The sequence below is a fragment of the Pseudomonas sp. B16120 genome (genome assembly GCF_044218845.1).
GTDB lineage: Bacteria > Pseudomonadota > Gammaproteobacteria > Pseudomonadales > Pseudomonadaceae > Aquipseudomonas > Aquipseudomonas paracarnis.
Window position 1 is genome coordinate 3,794,077 of the sequence record NZ_CP162588.1, and the last position, 26,384, is coordinate 3,820,460.

Below are 26,384 nucleotides of genomic sequence, written 5' to 3' on the forward strand. Positions count from 1 at the left end.
ATGCCTGCTATCCCTTTGGAGCATGGTCTGGCGGTCGCCGGCATCCTGTTCTGCCTTGGCCTGGTCGGCCTGATGGTTCGCCGTAACATTCTGTTCGTGTTGATGAGCCTGGAAATCATGATGAACGCCGCGGCACTGGCGTTCATTGTGGCAGGCGCACGTTGGGGCCAGCCGGATGGGCAAGTGATGTTCATCCTGGTGATCAGTCTGGCAGCCGCCGAAGCCAGTATTGGCCTGGCGATCCTGCTGCAGCTGTATCGTCGCTTCCACACGCTTGATATCGACGCTGCCAGTGAGATGCGCGGATGAACATGATCTTTCTGACTTTCGTATTCCCCCTGATCGGTTTCCTGCTGCTGTCGTTCTCTCGCGGGCGCTGGTCGGAAAACCTCTCGGCCCTGATCGGCGTGGGCTCCATCGGCCTGTCGGCCATCGTGGCCGCCTACGTCATCTGGCAATTCAACGTGGCACCGCCTGAAGGCGGTCACTACACCCTGGTGCTGTGGCAGTGGATGGCGGTCGAGGGCTTCAAGCCCAACTTCGCCCTCTACATCGACGGCCTGTCGATCACCATGCTCGGCGTGGTGGTGGGTGTGGGCTTCCTGATCCACCTGTTCGCATCCTGGTACATGCGCGGTGAAGCGGGTTACTCGCGCTTCTTCTCGTACACCAACCTGTTTATCGCCAGCATGCTGTTCCTGGTGCTGGGCGATAACCTGTTGTTCCTGTACTTCGGCTGGGAAGGCGTGGGCCTGTGCTCGTACCTGTTGATCGGTTTCTACTACAGCAACCGCAACAACGGTAACGCGGCACTCAAGGCGTTTATCGTCACCCGCATCGGCGACGTGTTCATGGCCATCGGCCTGTTCATCCTGTTCCAACAGGTGGGCACGCTGAACATCCAGGAACTGCTGGTGCTGGCACCGCAGAAATTCCAGGTCGGCGACTTCTGGATCACCCTGGCTACCCTGATGCTGCTGGGTGGCGCCGTGGGTAAATCTGCGCAACTGCCGCTGCAAACCTGGCTGGCGGATGCGATGGCCGGCCCTACCCCCGTGTCGGCACTGATCCACGCCGCCACCATGGTGACCGCCGGTGTCTACCTGATCGCCCGTACCCACGGCCTGTTCACCCTGGCGCCGGACATCCTGCACCTGGTGGGCATCGTGGGCGGCGTGACCCTGGTACTGGCCGGCTTCGCCGCGCTGGTGCAGACCGACATCAAACGTATCCTCGCCTACTCGACCATGAGCCAGATCGGCTACATGTTCCTGGCCCTGGGCGTTGGCGCCTGGGACGCGGCGATCTTCCACCTGATGACCCACGCGTTCTTCAAGGCGTTGCTGTTCCTCGCCTCCGGTGCGGTGATCGTCGCCTGCCACCACGAGCAGAACATCTTCAAGATGGGCGGCCTGTGGAAGAAACTGCCACTGGCCTACGCCAGCTTCATCGTCGGTGGTGCCGCCCTGGCCGCCCTGCCGTTGGTGACCGCCGGTTTCTACTCCAAGGACGAGATCCTCTGGGAAGCCTTTGCCAGCGGTAACCAGAACCTGCTGTACGCAGGCCTGGTGGGTGCGTTCATGACCTCGCTGTACACCTTCCGCCTGATCTTCATCACCTTTCACGGTGAAGCCAAGACCGAAGCGCACGCAGGCCACGGCATCTCCCACTGGTTGCCACTGTCGGTGCTGATCATCCTGTCGACCTTCGTCGGTGCGATGATCACCCCGCCACTGCACGGTGTATTGCCACAAAGCGTCGGCCATGCCGGCGGCGAAGCCCAGCACAGCCTGGAAATCGCCTCGGGCGCCATCGCCATCGCCGGTATCCTGCTGGCGGCCCTGCTGTTCCTCGGCAAGCGTCGCTTCGTGACTGCCGTGGCCAACAGTGGCATTGGTCGCTTCCTGTCGGCCTGGTGGTTCGCCGCCTGGGGCTTCGACTGGATCTACGACAAACTGTTCGTCAAACCTTACCTTGCGATCAGCCACGTGCTGCGCAAAGACCCGCTCGACCAGACCATCGGTTTGATCCCGCGTGCCGCTAAGGCCGGTCACACCGCCCTGAGCCGCAGCGAGACCGGCCAATTGCGTTGGTATGCAGCGTCCATGGCGGCCGGTGCCGTGCTGGTGATCGGCGCCATCGTCGTGGTAACGGTCTGACTATGTTTAAGTGCACTGCGTACTTTGCAAACTTGCGAAAGGAAACGAGCCCGTCATGATTCTGCCCTGGCTAATCCTGATCCCCTTTATCGGCGGCCTGCTCTGCTGGATGGGTGAACGCTTCGGCGCCACCCTCCCCCGCTGGATTGCGTTGCTGACCATGTCCCTGGAACTCGCGCTCGGCCTCTGGCTGTGGGCCCACGGTGACTATTCATTCGCTCCGGCACCGGGTGTCGATCCCACCTTCGCGCTTGAATTCAAGCACGTGTGGATCCAGCGCTTCGGCATCAACGTGCACCTGGCCCTCGACGGCCTGTCGCTGTTGATGATCCTGCTGACCGGCCTGCTGGGTATCCTCTCGGTACTCTGCTCCTGGAAAGAGATCCAGCGTCACGTGGGCTTCTTCCACCTGAACCTGATGTGGATCCTGGGCGGCGTTGTCGGCGTGTTCCTCGCCCTCGACCTGTTCATGTTCTTCTTCTTCTGGGAAATGATGCTGGTGCCGATGTACTTCCTCATCGCGCTCTGGGGTCACAGTTCTTCGGACGGCAAGAAAACCCGGATCTACGCAGCGACCAAGTTCTTCATCTTTACCCAGGCTTCCGGCCTGATCATGTTGGTGGCGATCCTGGGTCTGGTCCTGGTCAACTTCAACAACACCGGCGTGATTACCTTCAACTACGCCGACCTGTTGAAAACCAAGATGTCGCTGACCACCGAGTACGTGCTGATGCTGGGCTTCTTCATCGCCTTCGCGGTGAAGCTGCCGGTGGTGCCGTTCCACTCCTGGTTGCCTGACGCCCACGCCCAGGCGCCGACTGCCGGTTCCGTGGACCTGGCCGGTATCCTGTTGAAGACCGCTGCCTACGGCCTGCTGCGTTTCGCCCTGCCGCTGTTCCCGAATGCCTCGGCCGAGTTCGCGCCGATTGCCATGACCCTGGGTCTGATCGGGATCTTCTACGGTGCGTTCCTGGCCTTCGCCCAAACCGACATCAAGCGCCTGATTGCCTTCTCGTCCGTTTCCCACATGGGTTTCGTACTGATCGGCATCTACTCCGGCAGCCAGCTGGCGTTGCAAGGCGCAGTGATCCAGATGTTGGCCCACGGTGTTTCGGCCGCTGCCCTCTTTATCCTCAGTGGCCAGCTGTACGAACGCCTGCACACCCGTGACATGCGTGAGATGGGTGGCGTGTGGTCGCGCATCGCATACCTGCCGGCGATCAGCCTGTTCTTCGCCGCCGCATCCCTGGGCTTGCCGGGTACCGGTAACTTCATCGGCGAGTTCCTGATCCTGATGGGTGCCTTTGTGCAGACGCCGTGGATCAGTGCCATTGCTACCTCCGGCCTGGTGTTCGGTTCGGTCTACTCGCTGATCATGATCCACCGCGCCTACTTCGGCCCGGCCAAGTCCGACACCGTCCTGCAAGGCATGGACGCGCGCGAACTGATCATGGTGCTCGGCCTTGCGGTACTGCTGATCTTCATCGGCGTGTACCCGCAACCGTTCCTGGACACTTCTGCCGCAACGATGCATGGCGTGCAGCAGTGGTTCGGCACCGCCTTCTCCCAACTCGCTTCGGCCCGGTAAGAGCGCTATGGAATTCACGATCCAACACTTTATCGCGCTTGCGCCGCTGCTGATTACCAGCCTCACCATCGTGGTGGTGATGCTGGCAATCGCCTGGCGCCGCAATCACTCGCAAACGTTCCTGCTGTCCTGCGCCGGGTTGAACCTGGCCCTGCTGTCGATCATCCCGGCCCTCAAGGTCGCGCCACTGGCAGTCACGCCATTGATGATGGTCGATGACTTCGCGCTGCTGTACATCGCCCTGATCCTGGTGGCGACCCTGGCCTGCGTCACCCTCGCCCACGCCTACCTCGGCGAAGGCGGCACCGGCTACCCGGGGAACCGCGAAGAGCTGTACCTGCTGATCCTGCTGGCTGCGGCCGGCGGTATCGTGCTGGTCAGCGCGCAGCACCTGGCTGGCTTGTTCATCGGCCTGGAACTGCTGTCGATCCCGACCTACGGCCTGGTGGCCTATGCCTTCTTCAATAAACGCTCCCTGGAAGCCGGCATCAAGTACATGGTGCTGTCGGCAGCCGGTTCCGCGTTCCTGTTGTTCGGTATGGCCCTGCTCTACGCCGAAGCCGGCAGCCTGAGCTTCACCGGTATCGGCCACGCGCTGGCCGCCACCAACAGCCCGGCGCCGATTGCCCAGCTGGGCCTGGCGATGATGCTGATCGGCCTGGCGTTCAAGCTGTCGCTGGTGCCGTTCCACCTGTGGACCCCGGACGTGTACGAAGGCGCCCCGGCGCCAGTGGCCGCGTTCCTGGCCACTGCGTCGAAAGTGGCGGTGTTTGCGGTAATGGTGCGCCTGTTCCAGATCTCCCCCGCCGCCAACACCGGTGTGCTGAGCAACGTGCTGACCGTGATCGCCATTGCGTCGATCCTGTTCGGTAACCTGCTGGCGCTGACCCAGAACAACCTCAAGCGTCTGCTGGGTTATTCGTCCATCGCCCACTTCGGCTACCTGCTGATCGCCTTGGTGGCGAGCAAAGGCCTGGCTGTAGAAGCCATCGGCGTGTACCTGGTCACCTACGTGATCACCAGCCTGGGTGCGTTCGGCGTCATCACCTTGATGTCGTCGCCGTACAAAGGCCGTGACGCCGACGCCCTGTACGAATACCGCGGCCTGTTCTGGCGCCGTCCGTACCTGACCGCCGTGCTCACCGTGATGATGCTGTCGTTGGCCGGTATTCCGTTGACGGCGGGCTTTATCGGCAAGTTCTACATCGTCGCGACCGGTGTCGAAGCCCACGAATGGTGGCTGGTTGCCTCGCTGGTACTGGGCAGCGCCATCGGCGTGTTCTACTACCTGCGCGTGATGGTCACCCTGTACCTGATCGAGCCAAACCTGCGCCGTGTGGATGCCGAGCTGCATTGGGAACAGAAGGCGGGTGGCGTCATGCTGCTGGCTATCGCCCTGCTCGCGTTCTTCCTGGGCGTGTACCCACAACCGTTGCTCACCCTGGTGCAGCACGCGGTGCTGGGCGTTTGATCGCTTAGGTTGATGCAGTAAACAGAACGGCGCCTTTGGGCGCCGTTTTGCGTTTCTGTAGCTTGGCTTTTTCCCTTCCCTACTCGCTGAAATTTCCTCTTCAATCTGCCTCCTCATCCGGCATCTACCCCGCTGGATGCGGCCTTAAGGTGTTTGCGTTTTAAGAAAGTTCCCACAGCTTGGGCGCTTGACCCATAGCGAGTGGGCTACCAAACTATACGCAGGCTACGTACAGAACATGGATGCTCTATTTATCGAACTGCCGGCATTCGAACGGCATCGCAGGGACTATCTGAGCGATGAGCTTTTTCACGGTTTTCAGCAGGAGTTGATGAAAAACCCAGAAGCGGGAGACGTGATCGAGGGAACGGGCGGGTTGAGAAAGGTTCGCTTCGTCGATGAGCGACGAAACAAAGGCAAGCGCGGTGGCCTGCGGGTCATTTACTACTGGTGGTCAGGCGGTACGCAATTCTGGTTATTCACTTTGTACGGCAAACACGAACAGAACGACCTGACGCCACAACATAAAAAAGCCCTTAAACACATGCTAGACAGGGAAATCAAAGCGAGAACACACCATGAAACGTGAAATCTTTTCCGAACTGGTCGAAGGCTTCGACGCCCTGGCTGGTGAACGCCAGGGAAAAATCACCCTGCGCACCCACAAAGCGCACCTCAACAAGCTGGCGCCACTCAGCGCTGACGAGGTAATCGCCGTACGCCAGCAACTCAACCTGTCCCGCTCGGTATTCGCCATGTACCTGCGCACCAACACCCGCACCCTGGAGAACTGGGAGCAAGGCCGGGCCAAGCCGAATGCGCAGGCTGTCACGTTGATACGACTAGTGGCGCGCTTTCCAGAAACCGTGGCGCAACTTGCCGCATTGGGCTGACCGGCAATAGCCGCAAAAAAAACGCCCCGAGCATTCGGGGCGTTTTGCAGCGCAAACAGCGTCAGAACGCGATACCCACCTTGAAACCGTACTCATCACGCTTGAGCTTGGTGTTGTCGGCCACATAGGAATCGTTATCGAGCTTGTACTCGGTACGGGTGTAGTACAGGCCCGCCATCACTGGCAGGTCGCCCTTCTGGTTCATCAGCAGGCTGACTTCGGCATAAGGGTTGGTGCGGTCCTTGAGGTCCACGCTGTCGCTGCCAACGCCGTCCACCTTGAGCTTGGCGCGACCGTCGATGGTGCGGCGGGCGCCGGCTTCAACGCGCAGGGTCATGTCATCGAACTGGTGGTTGTAGCCCAGCGCGGCCTTGGCAAACGGCGACTTGTTGGTGAGCTTCATGTCGTAGCCATTGGTGTCCGGCTCGTAGCGGGTCCAGGTGTAACCACCACCCACGATCACGTCGACGAAGTTGCGCGCATCCAGCGCGGCACGCCAGCCGAGGTCGAGGTCAGCCTGGCCTTCCTTGAGCTTGTTATCGCTCTTCTCGCCGTACTTGGCTTCGATACCGGCCTGGTAGATAAAGCCCGACTCGGCGGTGAGCTTGTTGCCGAAGTTGTAGAACAGGCCGGCTTCGGGCATGTGCTCCTTGTCGCTTTCGCTACCGCCTTCAAGTTTGAAGTCGTTGTAGCTGCCCATGATTCCGAACGTGGAAATCGGGTCGGTGGAGGGTGCAGCAAACACCACGCCGGGCGCAGCTACCAGGGCCAGCAGCGAGGTGCTCTTGATGAATTTTCCGAATAGTTTGGACATCGTTTTACATCTCCATTTTAAGGTGGGCAAAGTATTCAGGAATCGGTTCGAACCCTCGCGTTTGCGAAAAGTTCGAACTGATTTGCACCAAAATGGAGAAAAAACGGTTCAGCGAAGGCTCTATCTCAATACTCTTCGAGATCGGCCCTGATCAGGTGCTCAACCGCTTCGCGAAGTTGCGGCTGAGCCGGCAAACAAATGCCGAAGGTGTCGCGCAATAACGTCAGCAACTCATCAGCACTCTCCAGCTTGCGCTTCTCGCTGGGCCGATCCAGGTAATGAACCGCATAGCGGGCGTTGGCCAACGTATGGCGCCTGCCAGGCGCAAGCAACGCGGCTTTCAACTGCCCTACAAACGGGGAGCCTGGGTGCGTGGAGACATACCAGTTGCCGATTTCATAGTCGATGTCGGCCTGGGTTTGCAGATCGAACACGTACAGGCCACGCCACTCCTCGCCCACCTGCGCCCACAGCGTGTAGCTGCCGTGTTTGAGCGTCAGGCGATAAGGCTCATGAGCGGTGGCCTGGGGTGCGTCGTTGTCCAGTTGCAACGGGCTGCTGGGCACCATGCCGCCAAAACCGACATCGGTGATATAGCGCACGCCGTCGAGGGTCACCAGGCTCAAGCGATGGGTTCGCCCAGTGTGGGCGTCTGGTGGGCCGCCGATCACCACACGCCCGGTGATGCCACGGGCCTCGAAGCCCAGTTCCTGCAAGAGTGCCAGGAACAGCTGGTTCAACTCGTAGCAATAGCCGCCGCGCCCCTCGTGCAGCACCTTGCGCTCAACGCTGGGCAGGTCGATGGGTACCGGTGCATGCATCAAGGTCGACAGGCTTTCAAAGGCAAAGCTGCACACATGGCGCAGTTGCAAGTCTCGCAGGGTTTGCAGGGTGGGCGGCGGTGGCGATGCATAGCCCAGGCGTTGCAGGTACAGGCGGCTATCGGTGAGTGTGTGCATGGCGCGATCCTTGGGCGCAGGGCAAGAGCGTCACTATGCCGCGCCTCTGCCTGCGTTGTCATTTTGAATGAACCTTTTGGAGCGCCGGCCTATCCATCTATAACAAGATTGGGAGGCAGCATGAGTACCGCAAAAATCTACACCGTCCACTATCAGCTACACGGTAAACCCAAGTCTTTCGTGGTGCGCGCCGAAGTGATGAACAACGCCGAGGCCTGGCATTGGGCGGCCGTCGATGCCGACATTGCCCATGTCAGCCGCATCGGCCGCGTAGGTCACGAACAGGTGAAAAAGACCACCCGGCCCTGGGCGGAAAAATACGGTATCAGCGACGTCAGCTGGTCGCCGCCCAGGTAAACAAAGCCCCGCACAACGGCGGGGCTCGGTTCATTGCTTCAAGTCGCCCAACGGATCGTAGGGCGGCTTTTTTTTCGCTGTCTCGTCGTCCTTTTTGTCCAACGGCGCAATAGCCGGGCCGATGGGATCGACCTGCGGGTCGGCTACATCCGGCGAGTCCGGGTCGAAGCCCAGTTCATCCTTGCCACTGGCGTGTTCGTTGGAAGAGGGACCATCGGTAGGTTTGTTCATCATATTCTCCTGCTAAAGCGGGCGGGCTCTGTCGTGGAGGTTTTCCAGGTCTTCTTCTACGCGCTCGACATCGTTGTCCGGACCGCGCTCTTTGGGATCGTTGGGGCGCAACGCATCGTTATCACGCTCCTCCTCGCCCGGCGTACGGTTCGGATCCGGTGTACCTGGCGGTGGCTGCTTGTGTTCAGACATGATGACTGACCTCATGAGGGGTTCATCATTTTAGAGAAACCGCCCCGCGCCATCGTTCAACTTCATTGCGCCAGGCGTGAGAAGATGACCGCCCTTTTTGGAGAACTGCCCCGGATGTTCGAACTCAAACCCTGCGACCCCACTGCCTATCGCCAACAGACCCGCCGTAGCACGTTGATCGTCGCGGTGCTGTTCCTGGCCTTGGCCATGCTGCTGTCGAGCCTGGCGGTGATGCTGTTCGGTGAGCCTGGCGGTGACAATTTTCGCTTCAATGTCGGCGGCGTCTTCGCCGGCGTGTTGATCACGGTCGCGCTGGTGCGTGGCCCGTTCTGGAGCCAGGCCTGGTTGGCGCCAGCGGTGTATGGCTGGCAGCTCAAGCGCAGCCTGATGAGCGTGACCAACGTGATGCACAAGGTCACCGAGCGGGTGCAAGCCAACGACCCGGCAGCCATCAAACTGTTGCGCTTCTATCACTTGGGGCTGACGCAGATGCACGAGCTGGACGCCAACTCCAGCGCCCAGGCGCAACTGGTCGGCGAAATCGAAGCACACAAGGCGAAGATGCACGCGATGGGGATCGATACCGAACAAACCCGGCTCGATCCCGCGTGGCTGGAAACGCTCAAAAGCGCTTGAGGCGTACCTCAGGACGCAGGCAAAAAGCAGTTAAAAAACCAGACTCAGGTCCAGGCGCCCTTCCCTCACCGGCGGGCACCAGTAATAGCCACCGGTCAGCGGCTTGCTGATGCGATACAGGCCATCGACGATCCCGTCCTCCAACCCGCTCATACGCCGAAGCTGGGCCTCAAACGCATCGAAGGAATGCCCGAAGGCGAGAAACATCAACCCCGCTTGGCCATTCTCGGCCCAGGGCATCGAACGACGTACCACGAAGGCTTCCGGGGTAAAGCTCTCCTGAGCCGTGCGTTTGGTATGGGCCGATTCCGGGGCGTCTTCAAGTTCTTCGTTGTCGCCATGGCGACGGCCGATAATGTGATCACGCTCCTGGGCAGGCAATGCGGCGAAACCGTCGAGATCGTGCTGCCATTGCTGGATCGCGGCAAAGCTGGCGCCGCTGTCGGTCAACGCCGCTTCCACGGCGGCATCGTCGTGAGGGTTCTCTGTGCCGTCTTCGTAGTCGGTCAGGTCAAAACCGGTCTTGTAGCGGAAGCCTTCAATCGATTGCACCAGGGCAAACGCCGGGGCCAGGGCTTTTTCGACGGCCCGGCTGCGCAGCAGCAACTCACCGCGATCCACCCCATGCAGCCATATCCACAACGCCTGCTGGGTGGACGGGTTGTGCGCGCCAGGGACGCTTACTGAGGGAAATGCGCGCAGCCCTTCAATCTCGGCGCCCAGTGCCTTTACCAGCGGCTCACCGAAACCGACCACCGCCTGCGCATCCGTCAGTTGCACCAGCGCGTCCAATGCTGCGGGCACGGCTTGCAGGGAATCGAGGGCGAAAAACAGATGGCGGGCCTGCAAAGGCACCGGTGCGGCAAGAATGCCCGGCTGGTACTGACTCATGTGAACTCCTTCTGAAAAGCCGCGCAGTTTACCCGGCGAGCACCGCGCTGCGAACAACAATGCGCGTAAGCCTTGCCTTAGAGCCGTCAGTTGGGTGACTCTCTAGTCATGTTTTGTAACTATTCCAGGGGTAGCGACATGACCACCAGCAACCTGCTCGCCCAGCTGTTTCCCACTTCCGTCTCCCAGATTCCCGAGCAATTTCGCCTGGCGGCGCCCATTGAACAGCGCGACTACCTGGTCGATGGCCAGCTACGGGTGTGGAACGGCCCGCTTGCACGCGTGCAAAGCCCAGTGCAACTGGGTGATGAGCGCGTGCACATCGGCAGCACGCCGTTGCTGGACGCCGAGACCGCCCTAACCGCGCTGGATGCGGCGGTGCGTGCTTATGACCGTGGCCAGGGTGAGTGGCCGACGATGCGCGTTGTTGAGCGCATCCAGCACGTCGAGGCGTTTTTGCGGCGTATGCGCGAACAGCGCGACGCGGTGGTCAAACTGCTCATGTGGGAAATCGGCAAGAACCTTAAGGACTCGCAGAAAGAATTCGACCGCACCTGCGACTACATCACCGACACCATCAATGCCCTCAAGGAGCTTGACCGCCGCAGTAGCCGCTTCGAACTGGAGCAGGACACCCTCGGACAAATCCGCCGCGTGCCCCTGGGCGTGGCGCTGTGCATGGGGCCTTACAACTACCCCTTGAACGAGACCTTCACCACGCTGATCCCAGCCTTGATCATGGGCAATACCGTGGTGTTCAAGCCGGCCAAGCTCGGTGTGCTGTTGATCCGCCCGTTGCTGGAGGCGTTCCGCGACAGCTTCCCGGCCGGGGTGATCAACGTGATCTACGGCAGCGGCCGCGAGACCGTGAGCGCGCTGATGGCCAGCGGCAAGATCGATATCTTTGCATTTATCGGCACCAACAAGGCCGCCAGTGATTTGAAAAAACTGCACCCCAAGCCACACCGTTTGCGTGCTGCGCTGGGCCTGGATGCCAAAAACCCAGGGATCGTGCTGCCCGAAGTGGACCTGGACAATGCGGTGAACGAAGCGGTCACCGGCTCGCTGTCGTTCAACGGCCAGCGTTGCACCGCGTTGAAGATCCTGTTCGTGCATGAAGACGTGGTCGAGCGCTTTATCGAGAAATTCAACGCCAAGCTGGCGACGCTCAAGCCCGGCATGCCGTGGGAGGATGGCGTGGCGCTGACGCCACTGCCGGAAGTGGGCAAGGTCGACTATCTCAGCGAACTGGTGGCCGACGCGGCGCGCCATGGCGCCAAGGTCATGAACCCCGAGGGCGGCAGCAGCCGTGGTTCGTTCTTCTACCCGGCGGTGCTGTACCCGGTAAACCCGCAGATGCGCGTCTACCACGAAGAGCAATTTGGCCCGGTGGTGCCGATCGTGCCCTATCGTGACCTGGAGACCGTGATCGACTACGTGCTGGACTCGGATTTCGGCCAGCAGTTGAGCCTCTTCGGCACCGACCCCGTGGCAGTCGGACGCCTGGTGGACACCTTCGCCAACCAGGTGGGCCGTATCAATATCAATGCCCAATGCCAGCGCGGGCCGGACACCTTCCCCTTCAACGGGCGCAAGAACTCGGCCGAGGGCACGTTGTCGGTGCATGATGCCTTGCGCGTGTTCTCGATCCGAACTTTGGTGGCGACCAAGTTCCAGGAGAGTAACAAGGCGTTGGTCAGCGATATTTTGCGCAACCGCGATTCGAGCTTCCTGACCACCGACTACATCTTCTGAAGCCAACCCCGTTCCAATGTGCAGACAGGTCAGTGTGGGAGCTGGCTTGCCTGCGATGCCAGCTCCTCGGTCTTTCAGTCAGGTCGCGGTGATGCAATCGCAGGCAAGCCAGCTCCCACATTTGATCGAGCACATTCATACATTTGAGGCCACTTTAAGACTGATGAACCTGCCCTTCTTTGCCCGGCGCCTGCTGCGCCCCTTGCTCGACCCCTACCGCCGCTTTCGCCATGCCAAGCTGATCCACGCCGCGCGCGTGTCGGTGGGGTTGCTGGCAACCATCCTGCTGACCACCGGCCTCAACCTGCCCCACGGTGAATGGGCGTCGGTGACCATGCTGATCGTGATCGGCGGGTTGCAGCACCACGGCAATATCGGCAAGAAAGCCGTCGAGCGCGCCTACGGCACCTTGATCGGCGCCAGCGTCGGCTTGCTGCTGGTGGTGCAGCAGGCTTACTTCGGCCTGCCGTTGCTCACCTACCTGTTGATGTCGGTGGTGTGCGGGTTCTTTTCCTATCACGCCATCGGCAAAGGCGGCTATATCGCACTGCTGTCGGCGATCACGGTGTTTATCGTCGCCGGCCACGGCGATAACCCTATCTCCGATGGATTGTGGCGCACCGTCGATATCCTGATCGGCATTGTGCTGGCCCTGGCGTTTTCCTTTGCCTTGCCGTTGTACGCCGTGTATTCGTGGCGCTACAACCTGGCCAGCGCCCTGCGTGACTGCGCGCAGATTTATAGCCGGATCATCAATGGCCAATCGGTAACTGACGATGAACACCTCAAGCTGCTCAACCGCTTGAACGGGGCGATGGTGCAACTGCGCTCGTTGATGCCGTCGGTGTCCAAGGAAGTGCGGATTTCCATGACTGAGCTGGATGCGATCCAGCGGCACCTGCGCCTGTGCATCAGCACCTTGGAGATTCTGGGCAATACCCGGCCGGACCCGCGCGACGAGCAGGCCACGGCGCGTATGCGGGTGATGTTGAAGGCCGAGCATCGGCAGATTCGGGTGCAGTTGGTGGGGATGGCGCGGGCATTGAAGTCGGGGGTGACGGAGCGGTTGGAGCGCCCAGGCAGCATCGCACCGAATGCCGTAATGCTGGAGGGCCAAGTGCACAATGGGTTGGACGGCTATCGACTCTTGACGCTGCAACTGACCGCCAATGTCGATGGGATGCGCGAGCGGCTTTTGAAAAGCTCGTTACATTGGAAAATTTAGTAACAGCCGAGAGAAGCAGGTCCTACAACCCCATGAACCTGCTTCGCCTTTTTTCTACAGTGCCCTTATATTCAAGGTTGCAAGCACCAGGCCCATCCAACCGCCTGCTTTCGATTACACCAGGTTACTTCTGGGTCGATGGAGTCCCAGAGTACTCCAGTGAAGGCGTCGCATTGAGGCTCTGTACATACCCAATACCAAGAGTCATAAGGTACTGGCAGTGGCCAACCATAAGCCTGGCCCATGAAGCGAATAGCTTCGGCGGAATGGCCAATAGCGCCTGGCAGGGACTTTCTCCAATTGACTGCCGCGCCCCAGTCCATTCCGCGACGGTCTTCACGCACCTGCCATACGTTACTGACGCTGACAGTGTAGGACACTCGGCCACCCGCCCTGTCAGTGACAACAATGTTCGTACTGCCATTACGCATCCCTGACACAAACCCTGTAGATGTGACCGTCGCCACAGACGGGTCTTGCGAGGTGTAGGTATAAGGAGGCCGACCACCTGTTGCCGCTCGGGTTTGCGTATTGCCGGGGTATTCTGCTCTCTTTGCCCAGCCCGCCACGATATAAGCGGTTCCATTTAACGTCATCGTGGCTGTACTGATAAACAAGGCCGGATAGGCGGCGGTATATGATGTGGTAGGGAATACGACAGCACGCGCTTTATCCGCATTACCGCCAAACTCCACTTCACAGGTTATCGTTATCTGCCTGTTGTTGGGTAATGACTCCAGCCAACTGCGTAATACGGCTTTGTTCACGAGGCCATTGGCAGCCTCTGTTGAAGTGATCAACGCGCCGTTAGCCGTGAGTACATGAAGCGGTGCCACTCCCGAACTGCTGCAGGTGAGCCACACACGATTGCCCACTGAGCTCAAAGACCACTTGGCGACTGATGCAGAGGCATTGCCTGTGAAGCTGTTCAGGTTCAGAACGCCACCGGGTGCAATATTATTGATCAATGGCTGTGGTAAATCGGCGGGCTGTATCGTATCGACCCTCACCGTCTGCACCTGTGACGGAATCGGGTCCGTCACACCCGGCCGTTCTACCGAATACTTCAAGCACACGGTACTGTTCACACTGCGGTGCAAGACCTTGACCGAGGTCAGGTTGAACACCACCGTGCCCCCATCCAACCCATTTTCGACCGCCGTATGGTGGGTACCATCGGCAAAAATCCATTCAAACGTTATGCGATCCCGATTGCTCATACCGGTGTAGCGAACAGTGACCGTCGTATTGTGCTCAATCGGCAGCGGGTCCACCGTCACGTTCGGCCCGGTGTCGGTGGTGCCATTGATAAACGGGTGGGGCAACACGCCCGGCAGGGACTGGATGGTGTAGTGACGCTCGCGGAACAACACCGCATTGGCCTTGTTGAAACTGCGGTCAAAGCAGACCCAGAAACGGATGGTTAATAGCGTTCCATCCTTGAGCTTGCGCAGTTCGTCCACGGGGGTCGGTGGCAGGATTCCAGTGCGTTCGCCTTCTTCGGTCACGAGGTTGTTGGTGTAGGTGGCCTCGAAGTATGGCGTCTCTGGAACGGTGTCATAGGTGCCGCTGTACTCCATCCAGATGCGCTGAGCCCGATGAATGAAGTGCCAGATATTGATCATCGTGCGCTCGGTTCCATTCAACTTGGAGGTCTCGAGCACCGGGGCGTCCCCAATCCCTTCGATGGTCGGGATCGGCAAGGTGGTCAGGTTGAGCAGCAGCAGGTCGAGGATTGGAGAAGGTGTTTCTCGTCCGTTACGTATGAGGAAGTATTGCACGTTGATCCGTTGGCCAAATGGCGCAATATTGGCGCCCACGACTTCAGGCGGGACGGTGAAGTCCACGGTTTTACGGGTGTTGCCGTCTTGGGTTTCACAGTGGCTGCCGATGTCGGGAATGCCGGTCCAGCACGCTCGGATACGGTCGGTCGGTAGCATCTGCGCGAAGGTGACCCGAATAGTCGCACCGGCGGTAACCGCTTCCGGTGCCAATTGGTCGGGGGCTTTGGATGCTTCGAGGACTTCCGGGCAAGGCAGGTCACCCAGCGCCTTACCGACAGTCACTTCGAGTATTTCAGAGCGCAGGGTGCGCCCACCATTCGCGGGGATCATTGAATAGCTCAAGCGAATCACGCCGCCCAGGTTGGTGTCGGCGTAGTGCCGGTCCAGCGAAAAGGAGACGGGGGCTCCCGCGGTGGCGCGATTCAGGCGGATGTCACCCTGGGTGCTGCCGTCCACAGCCGTCCCTGTCAGGCGCCATGTAAAGACATCGCCATCGTAAGTTTCGGCGTAGGGCAGCGTGATGTCGAGCTGGCCAAACAAGTCATCTGGGTCTAGGTTGTCGTGCTCATCGACCCGGTCGATTTCCGGCCTTGGCATTTCGGCGATACGCTCGCCGAACCGCACATACGTCGACTCTGACTCGCGGATGGCCTGCGTCCCTGTACCCAATGCCCGCATGAGGCCGTCGTCTACCGTGTAGAAAACCCGCACATCGCCCAGCCCGATAAATCGAGCGAAGTTGGCTTGGGTTACGGTACGAAAACGGGTGGGCGGTGGTGGAGCGCCTGCGTTATGGCGTTGTTCGTATTCAACGAGCCCGCCACCCGGTAGAACAGCCTCCATCCGCAGCCTGACCAGATTGTTCGGATCGTAGGGCGTATAGGCCGGGTTCGGATAATTAATGGTGATGTAAGGCTCTTCGGGGTCAATCAAGCCGGCATCGGCCTGCACCACCGTGACTGCCGGCATGTCCGCAATCGTGCCAGAGATCAGGATCGTCAGGGATTGGGACGTGGCCAGTAAGGTGCCCAGCGGGAACTCAAGCCGCCAGGTGATCTTCATCGAGCCTTGGATCAATTGTTTGATGATGTCGTCATCGACAGGAAACGAAGTCGGCCAACCCGGGTCCGCGCCCTGATCGGGCAGATCGAGTTCAAACGTTGACTCATCGGCGTGAGTACCACTCAAGGTTGCAATGACGCGAGTATTCGCCGGGACAAAATGGCCATCCGGAAGCTGAAAAGGCGTGACTACCTGAACAGCAAAGAATTTCCCTGCATCCTGATCATAATTGACCGAGGTGACCGAGGTGGAGCCGACGAGGAAGCGCGCCCGCCTGAGCATGCTGGGGTCAAGCTCGGCCTGTACATGCACGGCCTGAGAAAAGTGCTCGACATGCCCGGAGCGGTTTTCCACTTCATCGAGCACCTGATAACGTATCGGTAGGAGGCCGCTGCCGGTGCCGATGACGCTTGCCGGAACTTCCACTTCAATCGGCTTTGCCCCGCTGGCGTGGTCGTCATCGAGTTGGAAAACCACCACCTGCGCGATCGTGTCCCAATACAAAAGAATCTTGTCTCGCACACGTTTACCGGGGTAATCGAGCGTGAACACTACGCCTTGGGCGGCGCGCTCCGGAGTCAAGACTGCGCCGGGCGCTGCGAGGTCGTCCGGCAAGCTGAGCAGCAATTTGTCGTGGTACCCCAGCCCGGGCTGTTCATCCAGGCCAGGTCGCGTGTCCTTGACGAAGACAGTCAGCTCATCTGATGTACTTGGCGTGCCAGGGCCATTACGGACAACGCGTACAAACACAGGAAAGGATAGCCCCCGCGGTATACTTTCCTCGTTGATGGCCAGTTGAAAAAAGTTTTTGCCTGTTTCCTCTGGTTTGACGGTGTGAAAGCCCAGGCGCAACGTACGGCTGCCGTGGAAGTACTCGCAGGTATCACCCGCTTGCAAATTAATCCAGCGCAAAATGGTTACATATAGATAAGTATCGAGATGCCGCACGCCTAGGCCCCTGTCAGCCCCAACCACGTTGAGCACCGGGTTCGAGTAGGCCGGCGGGTCGAGATCATTGCGGGGAGTGGATGAGCTTCGCGCTACCGGAAAGCGCTCCTCGGGGGCATGTAATTTGGACATGGCTGAACTCCTTGGGTGGGGCCTGGACGGCTATGGGACAAGGAAATCAGACGCTTGAAGGGGATGGGCGTCTAGCTGTCAGAATTGACAGTGGCGACGAGAGGTAATACAGCGAGCAAAAGCGCCGTTAATACAATGTCCGCACATTCACACTTCTTCTTACATATTTTTCACGTTTTATTCACAAGCCGAGACGTAGTGTGAAGCCTCATCCGTTACAAACGTTGCATATCAAGCCCGCCGCCCCAGCGGGCTTTTTTTTGCCTGCCTTTTGGTGCTGGAAACGCCCCGCTTTTGTAGGAGCGAGCTTGCTCGCGAAGAACGTAATGACGGCGCGGTTAACCAGAATGCCCGCGTTATCGTTGACGTTATTCGCGAGCAAGCTCGTTCCTACAGGGGTTTGGGGATTGGCTTCAGCGTGTGGCTTGTTCGCGAATGGCGCGCTGGGTATCCAGCACCTTCGCCAACGCCGTTTCAGCCTCTGCACTCTGCTGCGGCACTCGGATCGCTGCCGACACCAAGGTAATCAGCTTGGCCATCACCTCGGCATCCGTGGCCGGGCGGCCCAGGCTCATGGAGTTCATCAGCAAGCGCAGTTCGGTGCCGGCCATGACGCCGGAAATGGCCTTGAGGGCAAATTGCAGGCGCACCCCCAGTTCATTACGTGGCAAATCCGGCAAGGCCAGGGCGAAGGCTTCGAAGAACCGCTGGAACACCGGCTGGTAATGGACCTTGAGGTATTCCTGAATGAACGGCGACGTGTCGCTGTAGACCCGGCCCAGGAAGCGGATGAACGAGCGCCCTTCCCCGCTGGCTGGGTCGCTGCGCTCCAGGCCCATGGCCGGGGCAAACAGCACGCCCAGTAGCGTGTCGCAGTCCAGTGGGCCATCGGATTCGGCTTCACAGCGCGCAAGCAATTCCAGGCGCTGCTCGTTGAGCGGCTCCAGGCGCTGCATCAGCAGGGTTTTCATCAGGGAGTCCTTGTCCCCGAAGTGGTAGTTCACCGCCGCCAGGTTGACCTGGGCGCGTTCGGTTATCTGCCGTAGCAACACGGCGTCATAGCCGTACTTGATAAAAAGAGCCTCTGTCGCATCCAGCAGTCGAGTCTTGGTAACGTTTGGAGCGCTGAGTTTCTTCGCGACCATATGGATTCCACGGCGGAAATATTGTTTTAAAAAATAATTTGATTTTTTATACCGGGGCGGCCCGTCGAAAGCAAGTAGTGACACTCCGCCATATCTTGCAAAGCCTGTATAACCGGGCTTTTGAGACCAGGCATGGGATTTTTGTGAGCCACACACAGGTGACGGCGAAATCGCTTCGAGAGGTAAAACCGCTCTACCTCCGTGGCTGGCGAAGCGTCAGGAAGGCAGTTACTATTCAAACAATATTTTAAAAACAAGAAATTAAACCAGTCCGTGACGCGTACAGGCAGCTTCCGAACTTGTTACAAGGGTTTTCGGGGAGCAAGTCGGCACCGTCGAGACTGCAGGCGTAGTCATGATGACACAGACCCCCGCGCAACCCGGCTTGATTTCCCTGCAAGGCATCGGCAAGCGCTATCAGCTCGCCGGGCAAGAGTTGAACATTCTCAATGACGTGTGCCTGTCCATCGCCAGCGGTGACAGCTGCGGTATCCTCGGTGCCTCCGGCTCCGGCAAAAGCACCCTGCTCAACATCCTCGGCCTGCTGGACCTGCCCAACTGCGGCCAATACCACTTTGCCGGCCACGATATTTTCAACGCCACCCCCGATGAGCTGGCGGCGATTCGCAACCAGCAGATCGGCTTCGTGTTCCAGAGCTTCAACCTGCTGCCCCGCCTAAGTGCCCTGGACAATGTCGCACTGCCCTTGAGTTATCGCGGCGTGTCGCGGCATGAATCGGTGGAACACGCCCAGCGCATGCTCGCACAAGTCGGCCTCGCCGAACGCGCCCACCACCGCCCCGCCGACCTCTCCGGCGGCCAGCGCCAGCGCGTGGCCATTGCTCGCGCCCTGGTAGGCAACCCCTCGGTGATTTTGGCCGACGAACCCACCGGCAACCTCGACAGCACCACCGCCCAAGAGATCATGGACCTGCTGTTGAACCTCAATCGTGACCAACAGGTGACGCTGATCATCGTCACCCACGACCCCCACATTGCCGACCGCCTGGAGCGCAAGATCCTGGTGCGCAATGGCGTGGTGCGTGAGGCCGGGCGCCCATGAGCCTGCGGGTCGAGCAGAGTCTCAGCCACCTGCTGCATGAAGCGTTTATCAGCCTGCGTACCTTGGGCAAGCGCTCGATCCTGGCGCTCCTGGGGATCGTCATCGGCAGTTCCTCGGTGGTGGCGCTGATCAATATCGGCCACAACGCGGCGGTGGATGCGGCGATGATTTTCAAGGACATGGGTACCGACACCCTCATCGCGCAGTTCCCGCCCAAGGGCAGCAGCAACGTGCCGATGCGCACCCAGCTCGACCTCGACGCGGTGCGCCAGGCAGTGCCAGGCATTGCCCATATCGGCGCGCTCAGCCTGTTCAGCGGGCCCATTGTGTTTCATGGGCGGACCGCCAATGCCAACTTTGTCGGCAGTACTGCGGGCATCCAGGACGCCATGCGCCTGGCGCTGCGTGAGGGGCGCTTCCTGTCACCCTTCGATGCCAACGAAACCTACGGAGTGATCGGCGACCAACTCGCCCAGGCCCTTGGCGCGCCAGGTGACCCGCTGCAACTGGGCGACCGTGTGCGTATCAACGATTACCTGTTTCTGGTGGTGGGCATCCTGCGCAACCAGCCCAGGGCCATGCTGATGCCGGTGCAAGCCAACGAATCGTTGTTTATTCCCGCCGAGGGCATGCGCCGCATCTACGCCAACCCGCAGATCAACAACCTGATCATTCGCGCAGCGCCGGGACAGGACATGGAACGTATCGCCAAGGATGCCGCCGCCGCGCTGCAACCCCAGCTCACCGACCATAGCGTCGACATCACAGTGCCCCAGCAAATGATCGATGGCATGACCCGCCAAAGCCGCACCTTCGCCTATCTGCTGCTGGCCCTCGGCGCAATCTCACTGGTGGGCGGCGGTGTCGGGGTGATGAACGTGATGCTGATGAACGTCTCGGAACGCCGCCGTGAGATCGGCATCCGCATGGCCTTGGGCGCACGCCAGCGGGACATCCGTAATCTGTTTTTGCTCGAAGCGGTCACCCTCACCGCCGTGGGGGCCCTGTGCGGCGCAGTTCTGGGCATGACTGCCGCCTGGGTGTATGCGTGGCTGTCGAGCTGGGCGTTTTCCCTGGCGGTGGCCGCGCTGCCCCTGGGCGTGGGCAGCACGTTGCTGGTGGGGTTGTTCTTTGGCATTTATCCGGCGGTGTCGGCCTCACGCTTGCAGCCGGTTGAGGCCCTGCGCGATGAATAAGTACCTGGCACTGCTCATGCTGATCAGCCTGCCGGGCATGGCCGCCGATGTGGTGATCACCCCTCAGGCACCCAGCACTACCCGCAGCGGCTACGAGCGTAGCGTCTCGCTGAATGCCCAAGCCACCACCATGACCCTGGGGGACGCGGTGTACCTGGGCCTGCGTAATAACCCGGCGATCCGCAGCGTCTACTTGCAACGGGTGGCGCAGAAGTTCGACCTGCGCGTGGCCGAAGACGTGTTCAACCCCAAGCTCACCCTCAACAGCTATTACCGCAGCACCCGCGGCTCCCAAGACAATGCGCGCAACGCCAACGTCGCGCCCACCAGCAGCCTGCTCGGCGAATACGGCACGCGCTTGAGCATGGCCTGGACCCAGCAGTTGAACAACGCCAACCGCGCCGGCCGCTACCGCAGCGACGGCCTGGACCTGGCGGTCATCCAACCGCTGATGCGCGGGGCCGGCTGGAATGCCACCACCGCACCGCTGCGCCTGTCGCGCCTGGCCGAGCAGGCCAACCGCCTGAACCTCAAGGCCACCGTGGCGCAGACCATCAGCCAGATCATCGCCACCTACCGCGAATTGTTGCGCGCTCAGGAACAGTTGGTGATCGTCCAGGAAGCGCTCAAACGCTCCACTACTTTACTGGAGGTGAACAAAGCGCTGATCAGCGCCGGGCGCATGGCCGAGTTCGAGATCGTCCAGACCGAAGCCGATATCGCCACCCAGCAATTAGGCGTGGAAGAAGCGCGCAACCAACTCGACACCAGCCGCCTGGCGTTGCTGCGCCTGCTGGCCCTGGACCTGTCGACACCGGTGCGTGCCACCGAGGCGCTGGAAGCCACCCCCCTGGAGATCGACAAACGCCAGGCCTTCAACCTCGCGCAAAACCAGCAACCGGAATACCTCGCCGCCCTGCTCGGCAGCCAGCAGGCCGACCTCAACCTGGTGATTGCCAAGGATTCCGGGCGCTGGCAGGTGGACCTGGTCGCCGGCGCCAACCAGATACGCGCCGCCACCGACAACGACGACGGCCATAACAATAACCGCACCTGGGACAGTTACGCCGGAGTGCAAGTGCAGATCCCCATCGGCGATATCAGCACGCGCCAGGCCGAAGTGCGTGCGCGGGTGAATGTGGAGGATCAGGAAATCCGCATTACCGACGCTCGTCAGGAACTGGAGCGTAACGTCAACAATGTGGTGCGTGACCTCGGCACCCGCTGGCGCCAATATGAAATCTCCAAGCGCGCCGTGGAGTTGTCCAGACGCAAGATCGAGATCGAGCGGGAAAAGCTCAGCGCCGGGCGCTCCACCAACTTTCAGGTGCTGAGCTTCGAGACCGACCTGCGCAACGCCGAAAATGCCCAGCTCAATGCGCTGATCGCTTATTTGAACGCCCAGACCCAGCTCGATCTGACCCTGGGCATGACGCTGGAAAGTTGGGAAATTGCCCTCAATGACTACTAACAGAAAATCCCTGCTGGCCGTTGCCTTGATCCTGCTGTTGGCCGGCGCGGCCGCCGGCCTGCTCAGTCAACGCAGCGGGGCTGAGCAAGCGGCTACAGGCGAACAATGGCTGGCCGTAAAGCCCGACCCATTGGTGCACCAGATCGGCCTGGTGGGCAAGATCGAGCCTGACACCACCGTCGTCCTGACAGCACCGTTCGACGGCAATGTGCTGGCCAACCTGGTCGAACAAGGCCAGCGCGTCGAGGCCGGCCAGGTCCTGTTGCGCATGGACCCGGCGACGCTTGAAATACAGCTGCGCGACGCCCTCTCCGCGCAACTCAAGGCCCGGCGTACCGTGCAGGAAATGCAGGACTGGGGCAGCAGCCCCACCGTCAGCCGCGCCCGTCGCAGTTTACGCACCGCTGAAATGACCGCAGGCAACACCCAACGCAAACTCACCGAGAGCGAAAACCTGTTCAAGCGCGGCATCATCCCGCGCAACGAACTGGATGACCTCAAACAGCAAACCCAGCAACAGCAATTGGACTTGGTGGCGGCGCGCAGTGAGCTGCAACAAGCCCTGGACCAAGGCCAGGGCGAATACCGGCAGATCGCCGAGATGGAGCTGACCAATGCCACGGTGAAGTACCAAGCCTTGCAAACACTGCTCGAAGGCAAGGAGGTCAAGGCGCCCTTCTCCGGCATCGTAGTACCGGCGCCCGGCAACACCAATACCGCTCAAGGTGGCGGCAATAACAACGCGCCGGTGCAGGCCGGCAGCAAGGTCAGCCAGGGCCAGGTGCTGTTCGGCCTGGCCAATATCGAACGCTTGAAAATCGTCGCCAAAGTCTCAGAGCTGGATATCAACCAGTTGCGTCAGGGTCAGGCCGTTGAAGTCATGGGCGATGGCTTTGATGGCGAGCGGCTGTCGGGTTCAGTCAGTGTGGTCAGCGGCCTGGCCATCGCCAGCGACAGCCAGGGCAGCGCGCAGTTTCCGGTGACCTTGTCGATCCCCACCCTGACGCCCCAGCAGTTGCAGCGGGTGCGTCTGGGCATGAGTGCGCGGTTGACGATTGTCACTTATAACAATGACCAGGCGATCGTGATTCCCAGCCAGGCGATCCAGGCGGACATGACGGTGGAGTATCGGGCGGCGATGGATAAACCGGTGCAGCGGGTGAAAGTGACCCCTGGGCAATCGACGCGCCAGGGGGTTGAGGTGTTTGGGCTGACATCCGGGTTTGTGAAAATCTCAAGATAAAAGGAGAACACAATGTGGGAGCGGGCTTGCCCGCGAAAGCGGTGTGTCAGTCACTGCATCTGTTACTGCACTAGCGCTTTTGCAGGCAAGCCAGCTCCCACATTCAGCGCTGTACCAGCCTGGCGGCCAGCGTCTTGGCCTGCAGGGCCACATCGGTCACCGCCGTGCTCTCCCACCACTTGCCCCGCAACGGCGGCCCCATGGCGAACAGTCGCTGGCTGACCTGGCCGCGAGCATCCAGCACCGCCCCCGTTGCATCCGCCGCAATCCCCAGCGCCAGCGGCCCAGGCTGGACCAACCCACGCTTGAGCAATTGCTGCGGTAAAGGCCGGGCCACTCGGCGCCAGTCGTATTCGATGCCGCTGGAATTGATCAGCGCAGCGCCCAACACCTGGGTGATCACATCCTCGCCACGGTAGCGCACCGCAATGGCAACTCCCTCTTGCGACGGCACCAAGCCCTTGAACGACGCCGCCTGAATCCGCAATCGCCCTTGCTCCTGCAACCGCGCCACCAACTGCGCGCTCAAGGGCGGCGAACGGTGGTGATGGCTTTCCCACCAAGGCCGTACATGCCGCACGAACTGGCGCTTGTGAGCCTCACTGGCCTGGCTCCACAGGCGTGCTATGTGCACGCGCACCGTGTCCAGCGGTGCCTGCCAGTCAATACCTTGCCTCAGCGCGAGCTGGCATTGGCGTCGCACCTCACGCAGCAATTGTCGGGGGCTGCTCAGGCTGTGGTCAGCGGCGAGGAAGTCGTCCCAGCTCGGCGGTTGCCGGCGTACATGGGGCAACAAGCCGTGGCGCGAAAAAACCTCGATAGGTCCGCGATGCCCGGCTTGTTCCAGGGAGACTACTGCATCGACCATGGTCAGGCCGGAGCCGATGATCAGTACGGTCGATTGTGGGTCGAGACGAGTCATCGCGGGGACATCCCAAGGGTCCAACGCGGCGGCATTCAATCCTGTGGACTCGGTCTGCGGAGTGCGCGCCGCCGCAAACATGCCGGTGGCCAATACCGCACAGGCGCCGCGCAGTTGCTCGCCAGTATCGAGGGTCAACAACGCCGAGGTGGAGTCGACTTGCAGGTCTACCCCTTCGGCGCGGATGTGCTCGACGATCGAGGTGGACACTGCCTTGGCTTGCGCCAGACGCTGCTGGGCGTACAGGCCGAAAAGCCCCCGCGGCGGGAACAGTTCGCTGATGGGCACATGGTGTTGGTACGACTCGGGCCATCCGCCGGCGCTGATGTAGTCGGTGAGCCATTGGGTCAGGTCGTCGGCGTTGTCCGGGTCAACGCTCATGCGCGCCGCATTGCCGTTTAGCGTATGGCCCAATTCGACCGCGCTGTAGGCTTCGCCGCGCCCCAGTTCCGCACGGGGTTCGACTATCAGGATGCGCCGCGTGCCCGGCAGGCGCAGCAGTTGCACGGCCAGCATCGTGCCGCTCAGGCCACCACCGATGATCAGTACGTCTGCAACGCGGGTGGATTCGCTCATGCCAGTTCGCCCTTATTGTTGCTCAAATCACCACATTTCGAACAAACCGTACCGCCGCGCTCCCATCATTGCGATAAGCATGGGGCTGGTGGCTGGCGAACATAAAGAACTCTCCAGCCTCGATGACAGTTTCCTGATCACCTATCACCAGCGTCAGGCTGCCCTCGAACACAAACAGTTGTTCGCTCCACCCTTCCAAATCAGGGTCCGGGCAATAACGATCACCAGGCTCAAGCCGCCACTCCCACAATTCGACTTCACGCCGTGCCGTGGCCTTGGCCAGCAACACTGCCTTACTGCCGACAATCTCGCCCGCCCAGGCCAGCTCGTTGATACGGCTGTGGTCCCGCACATCCGGCGCCTGGATCAGGTCACTGAACGCCACGCCCAACGCTTCGGCGACACGGTCCAGGGTCGACAGGCTGACGTTCTTCTCCCCCGCCTCAATCGCCACCAGCATACGCCGGCTGACTCCGGACTTTTCCGAGAGCGCGGTCTGGCTCAAGTCGGCGGCATGGCGCAGGCGACGAACGTTCTGGCTGACGTGCTGCAGGACCGAAGCCCGTTGCGGATTTTCTTTGTGCACTATATTGCTCAATAGGTGGGTGTGCGCAGTATACTGCCCAGCGTGCGGCGCATTGTGCGGTCCGTGCTTTCCCCTTGCAAGACCGAGCCGCCATGACCGCCCCGAACTCCCCTTCGCGTTTCAACCGTTTCAGTAAAGCCGAATGCATCCTGGTGGTGATCACCATGATCTGGGGCGGCACCTTTTTACTGGTGCAGCACGCCATGACCGTCAGCGGGCCGATGTTCTTTGTCGGCCTGCGCTTCGCAGCCGCGACGATTGTGGTGGGGTTCTTTTCCTTGCGCACCCTGCGCGACCTGACCCTGTTCGAATTGAAGGCCGGAGTGTTTATCGGGGTGGCGATCATGTTCGGCTACGGTTTGCAGACCATTGGCCTGCAAACCATCTTGAGCAGCCAATCGGCGTTTATCACCGCCTTGTATGTGCCGTTCGTACCGCTGTTGCAGTGGCTGGTGCTGGGCCGTCGCCCCGGCTTGATGCCCAGCATCGGCATCATGTTGGCGTTTGCCGGGTTGATGCTGTTGACCGGCCCGGCGGGGGCCTCGCTGAATTTCAGCGCGGGTGAAATCGCCACCCTGATCGGTGCAGTGGCCATAGCGGCCGAGATCATTTTGATCAGCGCATTTGCCGGCCAAGTGGATATTCGTCGGGTGACCGTTGTGCAATTGGCCACGGCTTCAGTGCTGTCGTTCATGATGGTGGTGCCGATGGGCGAGGCGTTACCCGGCTTTTCGTGGTTGCTGCTGTTCAGCGCCGTAGGCCTGGGTTTGACCAGTGCGGTGATCCAGGTGGCAATGAACTGGGCCCAGCAAAGTGTTTCGCCAACGCGGGCGACGTTGATTTATGCCGGTGAGCCGGTGTGGGCAGGCGTTGTGGGGCGGATCGCCGGGGAACGGTTCCCGCCAATCGCGATGCTGGGTGCGGTGTTGATTGTGCTGGCGGTGATTGTGAGTGAGTTGAAGACCAAGGGGCAAAAGGCCGTTGAGCTGGCAGATGCCTTGGAACAGGAGCGTCAGGGCTAACCTGGGAACGCTGGAGTGCCAGGTCTATGGTCATCGCGGGCAAGCCCGGCTCCCAGAGGGTCG

At 60.5% G+C, this 26,384-nt stretch carries 24 protein-coding genes; 15 read left to right on the forward strand and 9 right to left on the reverse strand.

Annotated elements, in window-relative coordinates; genetic code table 11:
• The 6 genes from nuoK to AB4P90_RS17515 all read left to right on the forward strand — a co-directional run bounded on the left by nuoK (position 1) and on the right by AB4P90_RS17515 (position 6,111).
• Entirely contained in the window at positions 1 to 309 is a 309-nt protein-coding gene (nuoK, locus tag AB4P90_RS17490) for an NADH-quinone oxidoreductase subunit NuoK (RefSeq protein WP_003174727.1), read from the forward strand.
• Positions 306 to 2,159, forward strand: coding sequence for an NADH-quinone oxidoreductase subunit L (gene nuoL, locus AB4P90_RS17495; RefSeq protein ID WP_395605183.1), 1,854 nt, complete (start codon positions 306 to 308; stop codon positions 2,157 to 2,159). The genes nuoK and nuoL overlap by 4 nt, the downstream gene beginning before the upstream one ends.
• A gap of 55 nt (positions 2,160 to 2,214) precedes the next feature.
• Positions 2,215 to 3,747 carry an NADH-quinone oxidoreductase subunit M gene (gene nuoM / locus AB4P90_RS17500; RefSeq protein ID WP_014718913.1) on the forward strand — a complete coding sequence of 511 codons (1,533 nt, stop codon included), beginning with the start codon at positions 2,215 to 2,217 and terminating at the stop codon, positions 3,745 to 3,747.
• Between the two features lie 7 nt (positions 3,748 to 3,754).
• A complete protein-coding gene (nuoN, locus tag AB4P90_RS17505) occupies positions 3,755 to 5,218 on the forward strand; it encodes an NADH-quinone oxidoreductase subunit NuoN (RefSeq protein ID WP_003174731.1) in 1,464 nt (487 codons plus the stop codon).
• Positions 5,219 to 5,456: 238 nt separating this feature from the next.
• Entirely contained in the window at positions 5,457 to 5,807 is a 351-nt protein-coding gene (locus AB4P90_RS17510) for a toxin (RefSeq protein WP_003192123.1), read from the forward strand.
• The gene (locus AB4P90_RS17515; RefSeq protein WP_089042244.1) at positions 5,797 to 6,111 is read left to right on the forward strand and encodes a DNA-binding transcriptional regulator; all 315 of its coding nucleotides are present in this window, start codon (positions 5,797 to 5,799) and stop codon (positions 6,109 to 6,111) included. Before AB4P90_RS17510 ends, AB4P90_RS17515 begins: the two co-directional genes overlap by 11 nt.
• A gap of 61 nt (positions 6,112 to 6,172) precedes the next feature.
• On the opposite strand, the gene AB4P90_RS17520 is transcribed toward AB4P90_RS17515, so the two are convergent.
• Positions 6,173 to 6,925: an outer membrane beta-barrel protein gene (locus tag AB4P90_RS17520; protein WP_395605184.1), complete on the reverse strand. Its 753-nt coding sequence runs from the start codon at positions 6,923 to 6,925 to the stop codon at positions 6,173 to 6,175.
• 125 nt (positions 6,926 to 7,050) lie between these two features.
• Entirely contained in the window at positions 7,051 to 7,884 is an 834-nt protein-coding gene (locus AB4P90_RS17525) for an arylamine N-acetyltransferase (RefSeq protein WP_072446046.1), read from the reverse strand.
• A 120-nt stretch (positions 7,885 to 8,004) separates the two neighbouring features.
• Between AB4P90_RS17525 and AB4P90_RS17530 the strand changes: the two genes are divergently transcribed.
• Entirely contained in the window at positions 8,005 to 8,241 is a 237-nt protein-coding gene (locus AB4P90_RS17530; protein WP_003192128.1) for a DUF6555 family protein, read from the forward strand.
• A 30-nt stretch (positions 8,242 to 8,271) separates the two neighbouring features.
• On the opposite strand, the gene AB4P90_RS17535 is transcribed toward AB4P90_RS17530, so the two are convergent.
• Positions 8,272 to 8,472, reverse strand: a complete 201-nt coding sequence (locus AB4P90_RS17535) for a DUF6021 family protein (protein WP_032902837.1) — start codon at positions 8,470 to 8,472, stop codon at positions 8,272 to 8,274.
• 12 nt (positions 8,473 to 8,484) lie between these two features.
• Positions 8,485 to 8,664, reverse strand: coding sequence for a hypothetical protein (locus AB4P90_RS17540; RefSeq protein WP_032902836.1), 180 nt, complete (start codon positions 8,662 to 8,664; stop codon positions 8,485 to 8,487).
• 114 nt (positions 8,665 to 8,778) lie between these two features.
• On the opposite strand from AB4P90_RS17540, the gene AB4P90_RS17545 reads away from it, so the two are divergent.
• Positions 8,779 to 9,300, forward strand: coding sequence for a DUF3087 family protein (locus AB4P90_RS17545; RefSeq protein WP_395606102.1), 522 nt, complete (start codon positions 8,779 to 8,781; stop codon positions 9,298 to 9,300).
• A 30-nt stretch (positions 9,301 to 9,330) separates the two neighbouring features.
• Here the strand turns inward: AB4P90_RS17545 and AB4P90_RS17550 are convergent, their stop codons facing one another.
• Positions 9,331 to 10,191 (reverse strand): Dyp-type peroxidase, encoded by an 861-nt coding sequence (locus tag AB4P90_RS17550; protein ID WP_395605185.1) that lies wholly within the window; start codon positions 10,189 to 10,191, stop codon positions 9,331 to 9,333.
• 138 nt (positions 10,192 to 10,329) lie between these two features.
• Here AB4P90_RS17550 and AB4P90_RS17555 point away from each other — a divergent pair, with 138 nt between their 5' ends.
• On the forward strand, positions 10,330 to 11,946 hold the full coding sequence (locus AB4P90_RS17555) for an NADP-dependent glyceraldehyde-3-phosphate dehydrogenase (RefSeq protein ID WP_020302317.1): 1,617 nt from the start codon (positions 10,330 to 10,332) through the stop codon (positions 11,944 to 11,946).
• Between the two features lie 163 nt (positions 11,947 to 12,109).
• Complete coding sequence (locus tag AB4P90_RS17560; RefSeq protein WP_395605186.1) at positions 12,110 to 13,171, forward strand: FUSC family protein; 1,062 nt, start codon at positions 12,110 to 12,112, stop codon at positions 13,169 to 13,171.
• A 71-nt stretch (positions 13,172 to 13,242) separates the two neighbouring features.
• On the opposite strand, the gene AB4P90_RS17565 is transcribed toward AB4P90_RS17560, so the two are convergent.
• Both AB4P90_RS17565 and AB4P90_RS17570 read right to left on the reverse strand, forming a co-directional pair.
• Entirely contained in the window at positions 13,243 to 17,097 is a 3,855-nt protein-coding gene (locus AB4P90_RS17565; RefSeq protein ID WP_395605187.1) for an Ig-like domain-containing protein, read from the reverse strand.
• A gap of 413 nt (positions 17,098 to 17,510) precedes the next feature.
• Positions 17,511 to 18,242, reverse strand: a complete 732-nt coding sequence (locus AB4P90_RS17570; protein ID WP_014718925.1) for a TetR/AcrR family transcriptional regulator — start codon at positions 18,240 to 18,242, stop codon at positions 17,511 to 17,513.
• 355 nt (positions 18,243 to 18,597) lie between these two features.
• On the opposite strand from AB4P90_RS17570, the gene AB4P90_RS17575 reads away from it, so the two are divergent.
• From AB4P90_RS17575 to AB4P90_RS17590, 4 genes are read left to right on the forward strand one after another with little or no spacing between them, the layout of a single operon-like run.
• Complete coding sequence (locus AB4P90_RS17575; RefSeq protein ID WP_020302320.1) at positions 18,598 to 19,305, forward strand: ABC transporter ATP-binding protein; 708 nt, start codon at positions 18,598 to 18,600, stop codon at positions 19,303 to 19,305.
• Positions 19,302 to 20,501: an ABC transporter permease gene (locus AB4P90_RS17580; RefSeq protein WP_395605188.1), complete on the forward strand. Its 1,200-nt coding sequence runs from the start codon at positions 19,302 to 19,304 to the stop codon at positions 20,499 to 20,501. Before AB4P90_RS17575 ends, AB4P90_RS17580 begins: the two co-directional genes overlap by 4 nt.
• Complete coding sequence (locus AB4P90_RS17585) at positions 20,494 to 21,972, forward strand: TolC family protein (protein ID WP_395605189.1); 1,479 nt, start codon at positions 20,494 to 20,496, stop codon at positions 21,970 to 21,972. Before AB4P90_RS17580 ends, AB4P90_RS17585 begins: the two co-directional genes overlap by 8 nt.
• Positions 21,962 to 23,215, forward strand: a complete 1,254-nt coding sequence (locus tag AB4P90_RS17590) for an efflux RND transporter periplasmic adaptor subunit (protein WP_395605190.1) — start codon at positions 21,962 to 21,964, stop codon at positions 23,213 to 23,215. Before AB4P90_RS17585 ends, AB4P90_RS17590 begins: the two co-directional genes overlap by 11 nt.
• 103 nt (positions 23,216 to 23,318) lie before the next feature.
• On the opposite strand, the gene AB4P90_RS17595 is transcribed toward AB4P90_RS17590, so the two are convergent.
• Together AB4P90_RS17595 and AB4P90_RS17600 are read right to left on the reverse strand one after the other, a co-directional pair.
• The gene (locus AB4P90_RS17595; RefSeq protein WP_395605191.1) at positions 23,319 to 24,713 is read right to left on the reverse strand and encodes an FAD/NAD(P)-binding protein; all 1,395 of its coding nucleotides are present in this window, start codon (positions 24,711 to 24,713) and stop codon (positions 23,319 to 23,321) included.
• Positions 24,714 to 24,735: 22 nt separating this feature from the next.
• Positions 24,736 to 25,299, reverse strand: coding sequence for a helix-turn-helix domain-containing protein (locus tag AB4P90_RS17600; RefSeq protein ID WP_014718931.1), 564 nt, complete (start codon positions 25,297 to 25,299; stop codon positions 24,736 to 24,738).
• 92 nt (positions 25,300 to 25,391) lie between these two features.
• Between AB4P90_RS17600 and AB4P90_RS17605 the strand changes: the two genes are divergently transcribed.
• On the forward strand, positions 25,392 to 26,321 hold the full coding sequence (locus tag AB4P90_RS17605; protein ID WP_019819413.1) for a DMT family transporter: 930 nt from the start codon (positions 25,392 to 25,394) through the stop codon (positions 26,319 to 26,321).
• Positions 26,322 to 26,384 lie beyond the last annotated feature (63 nt).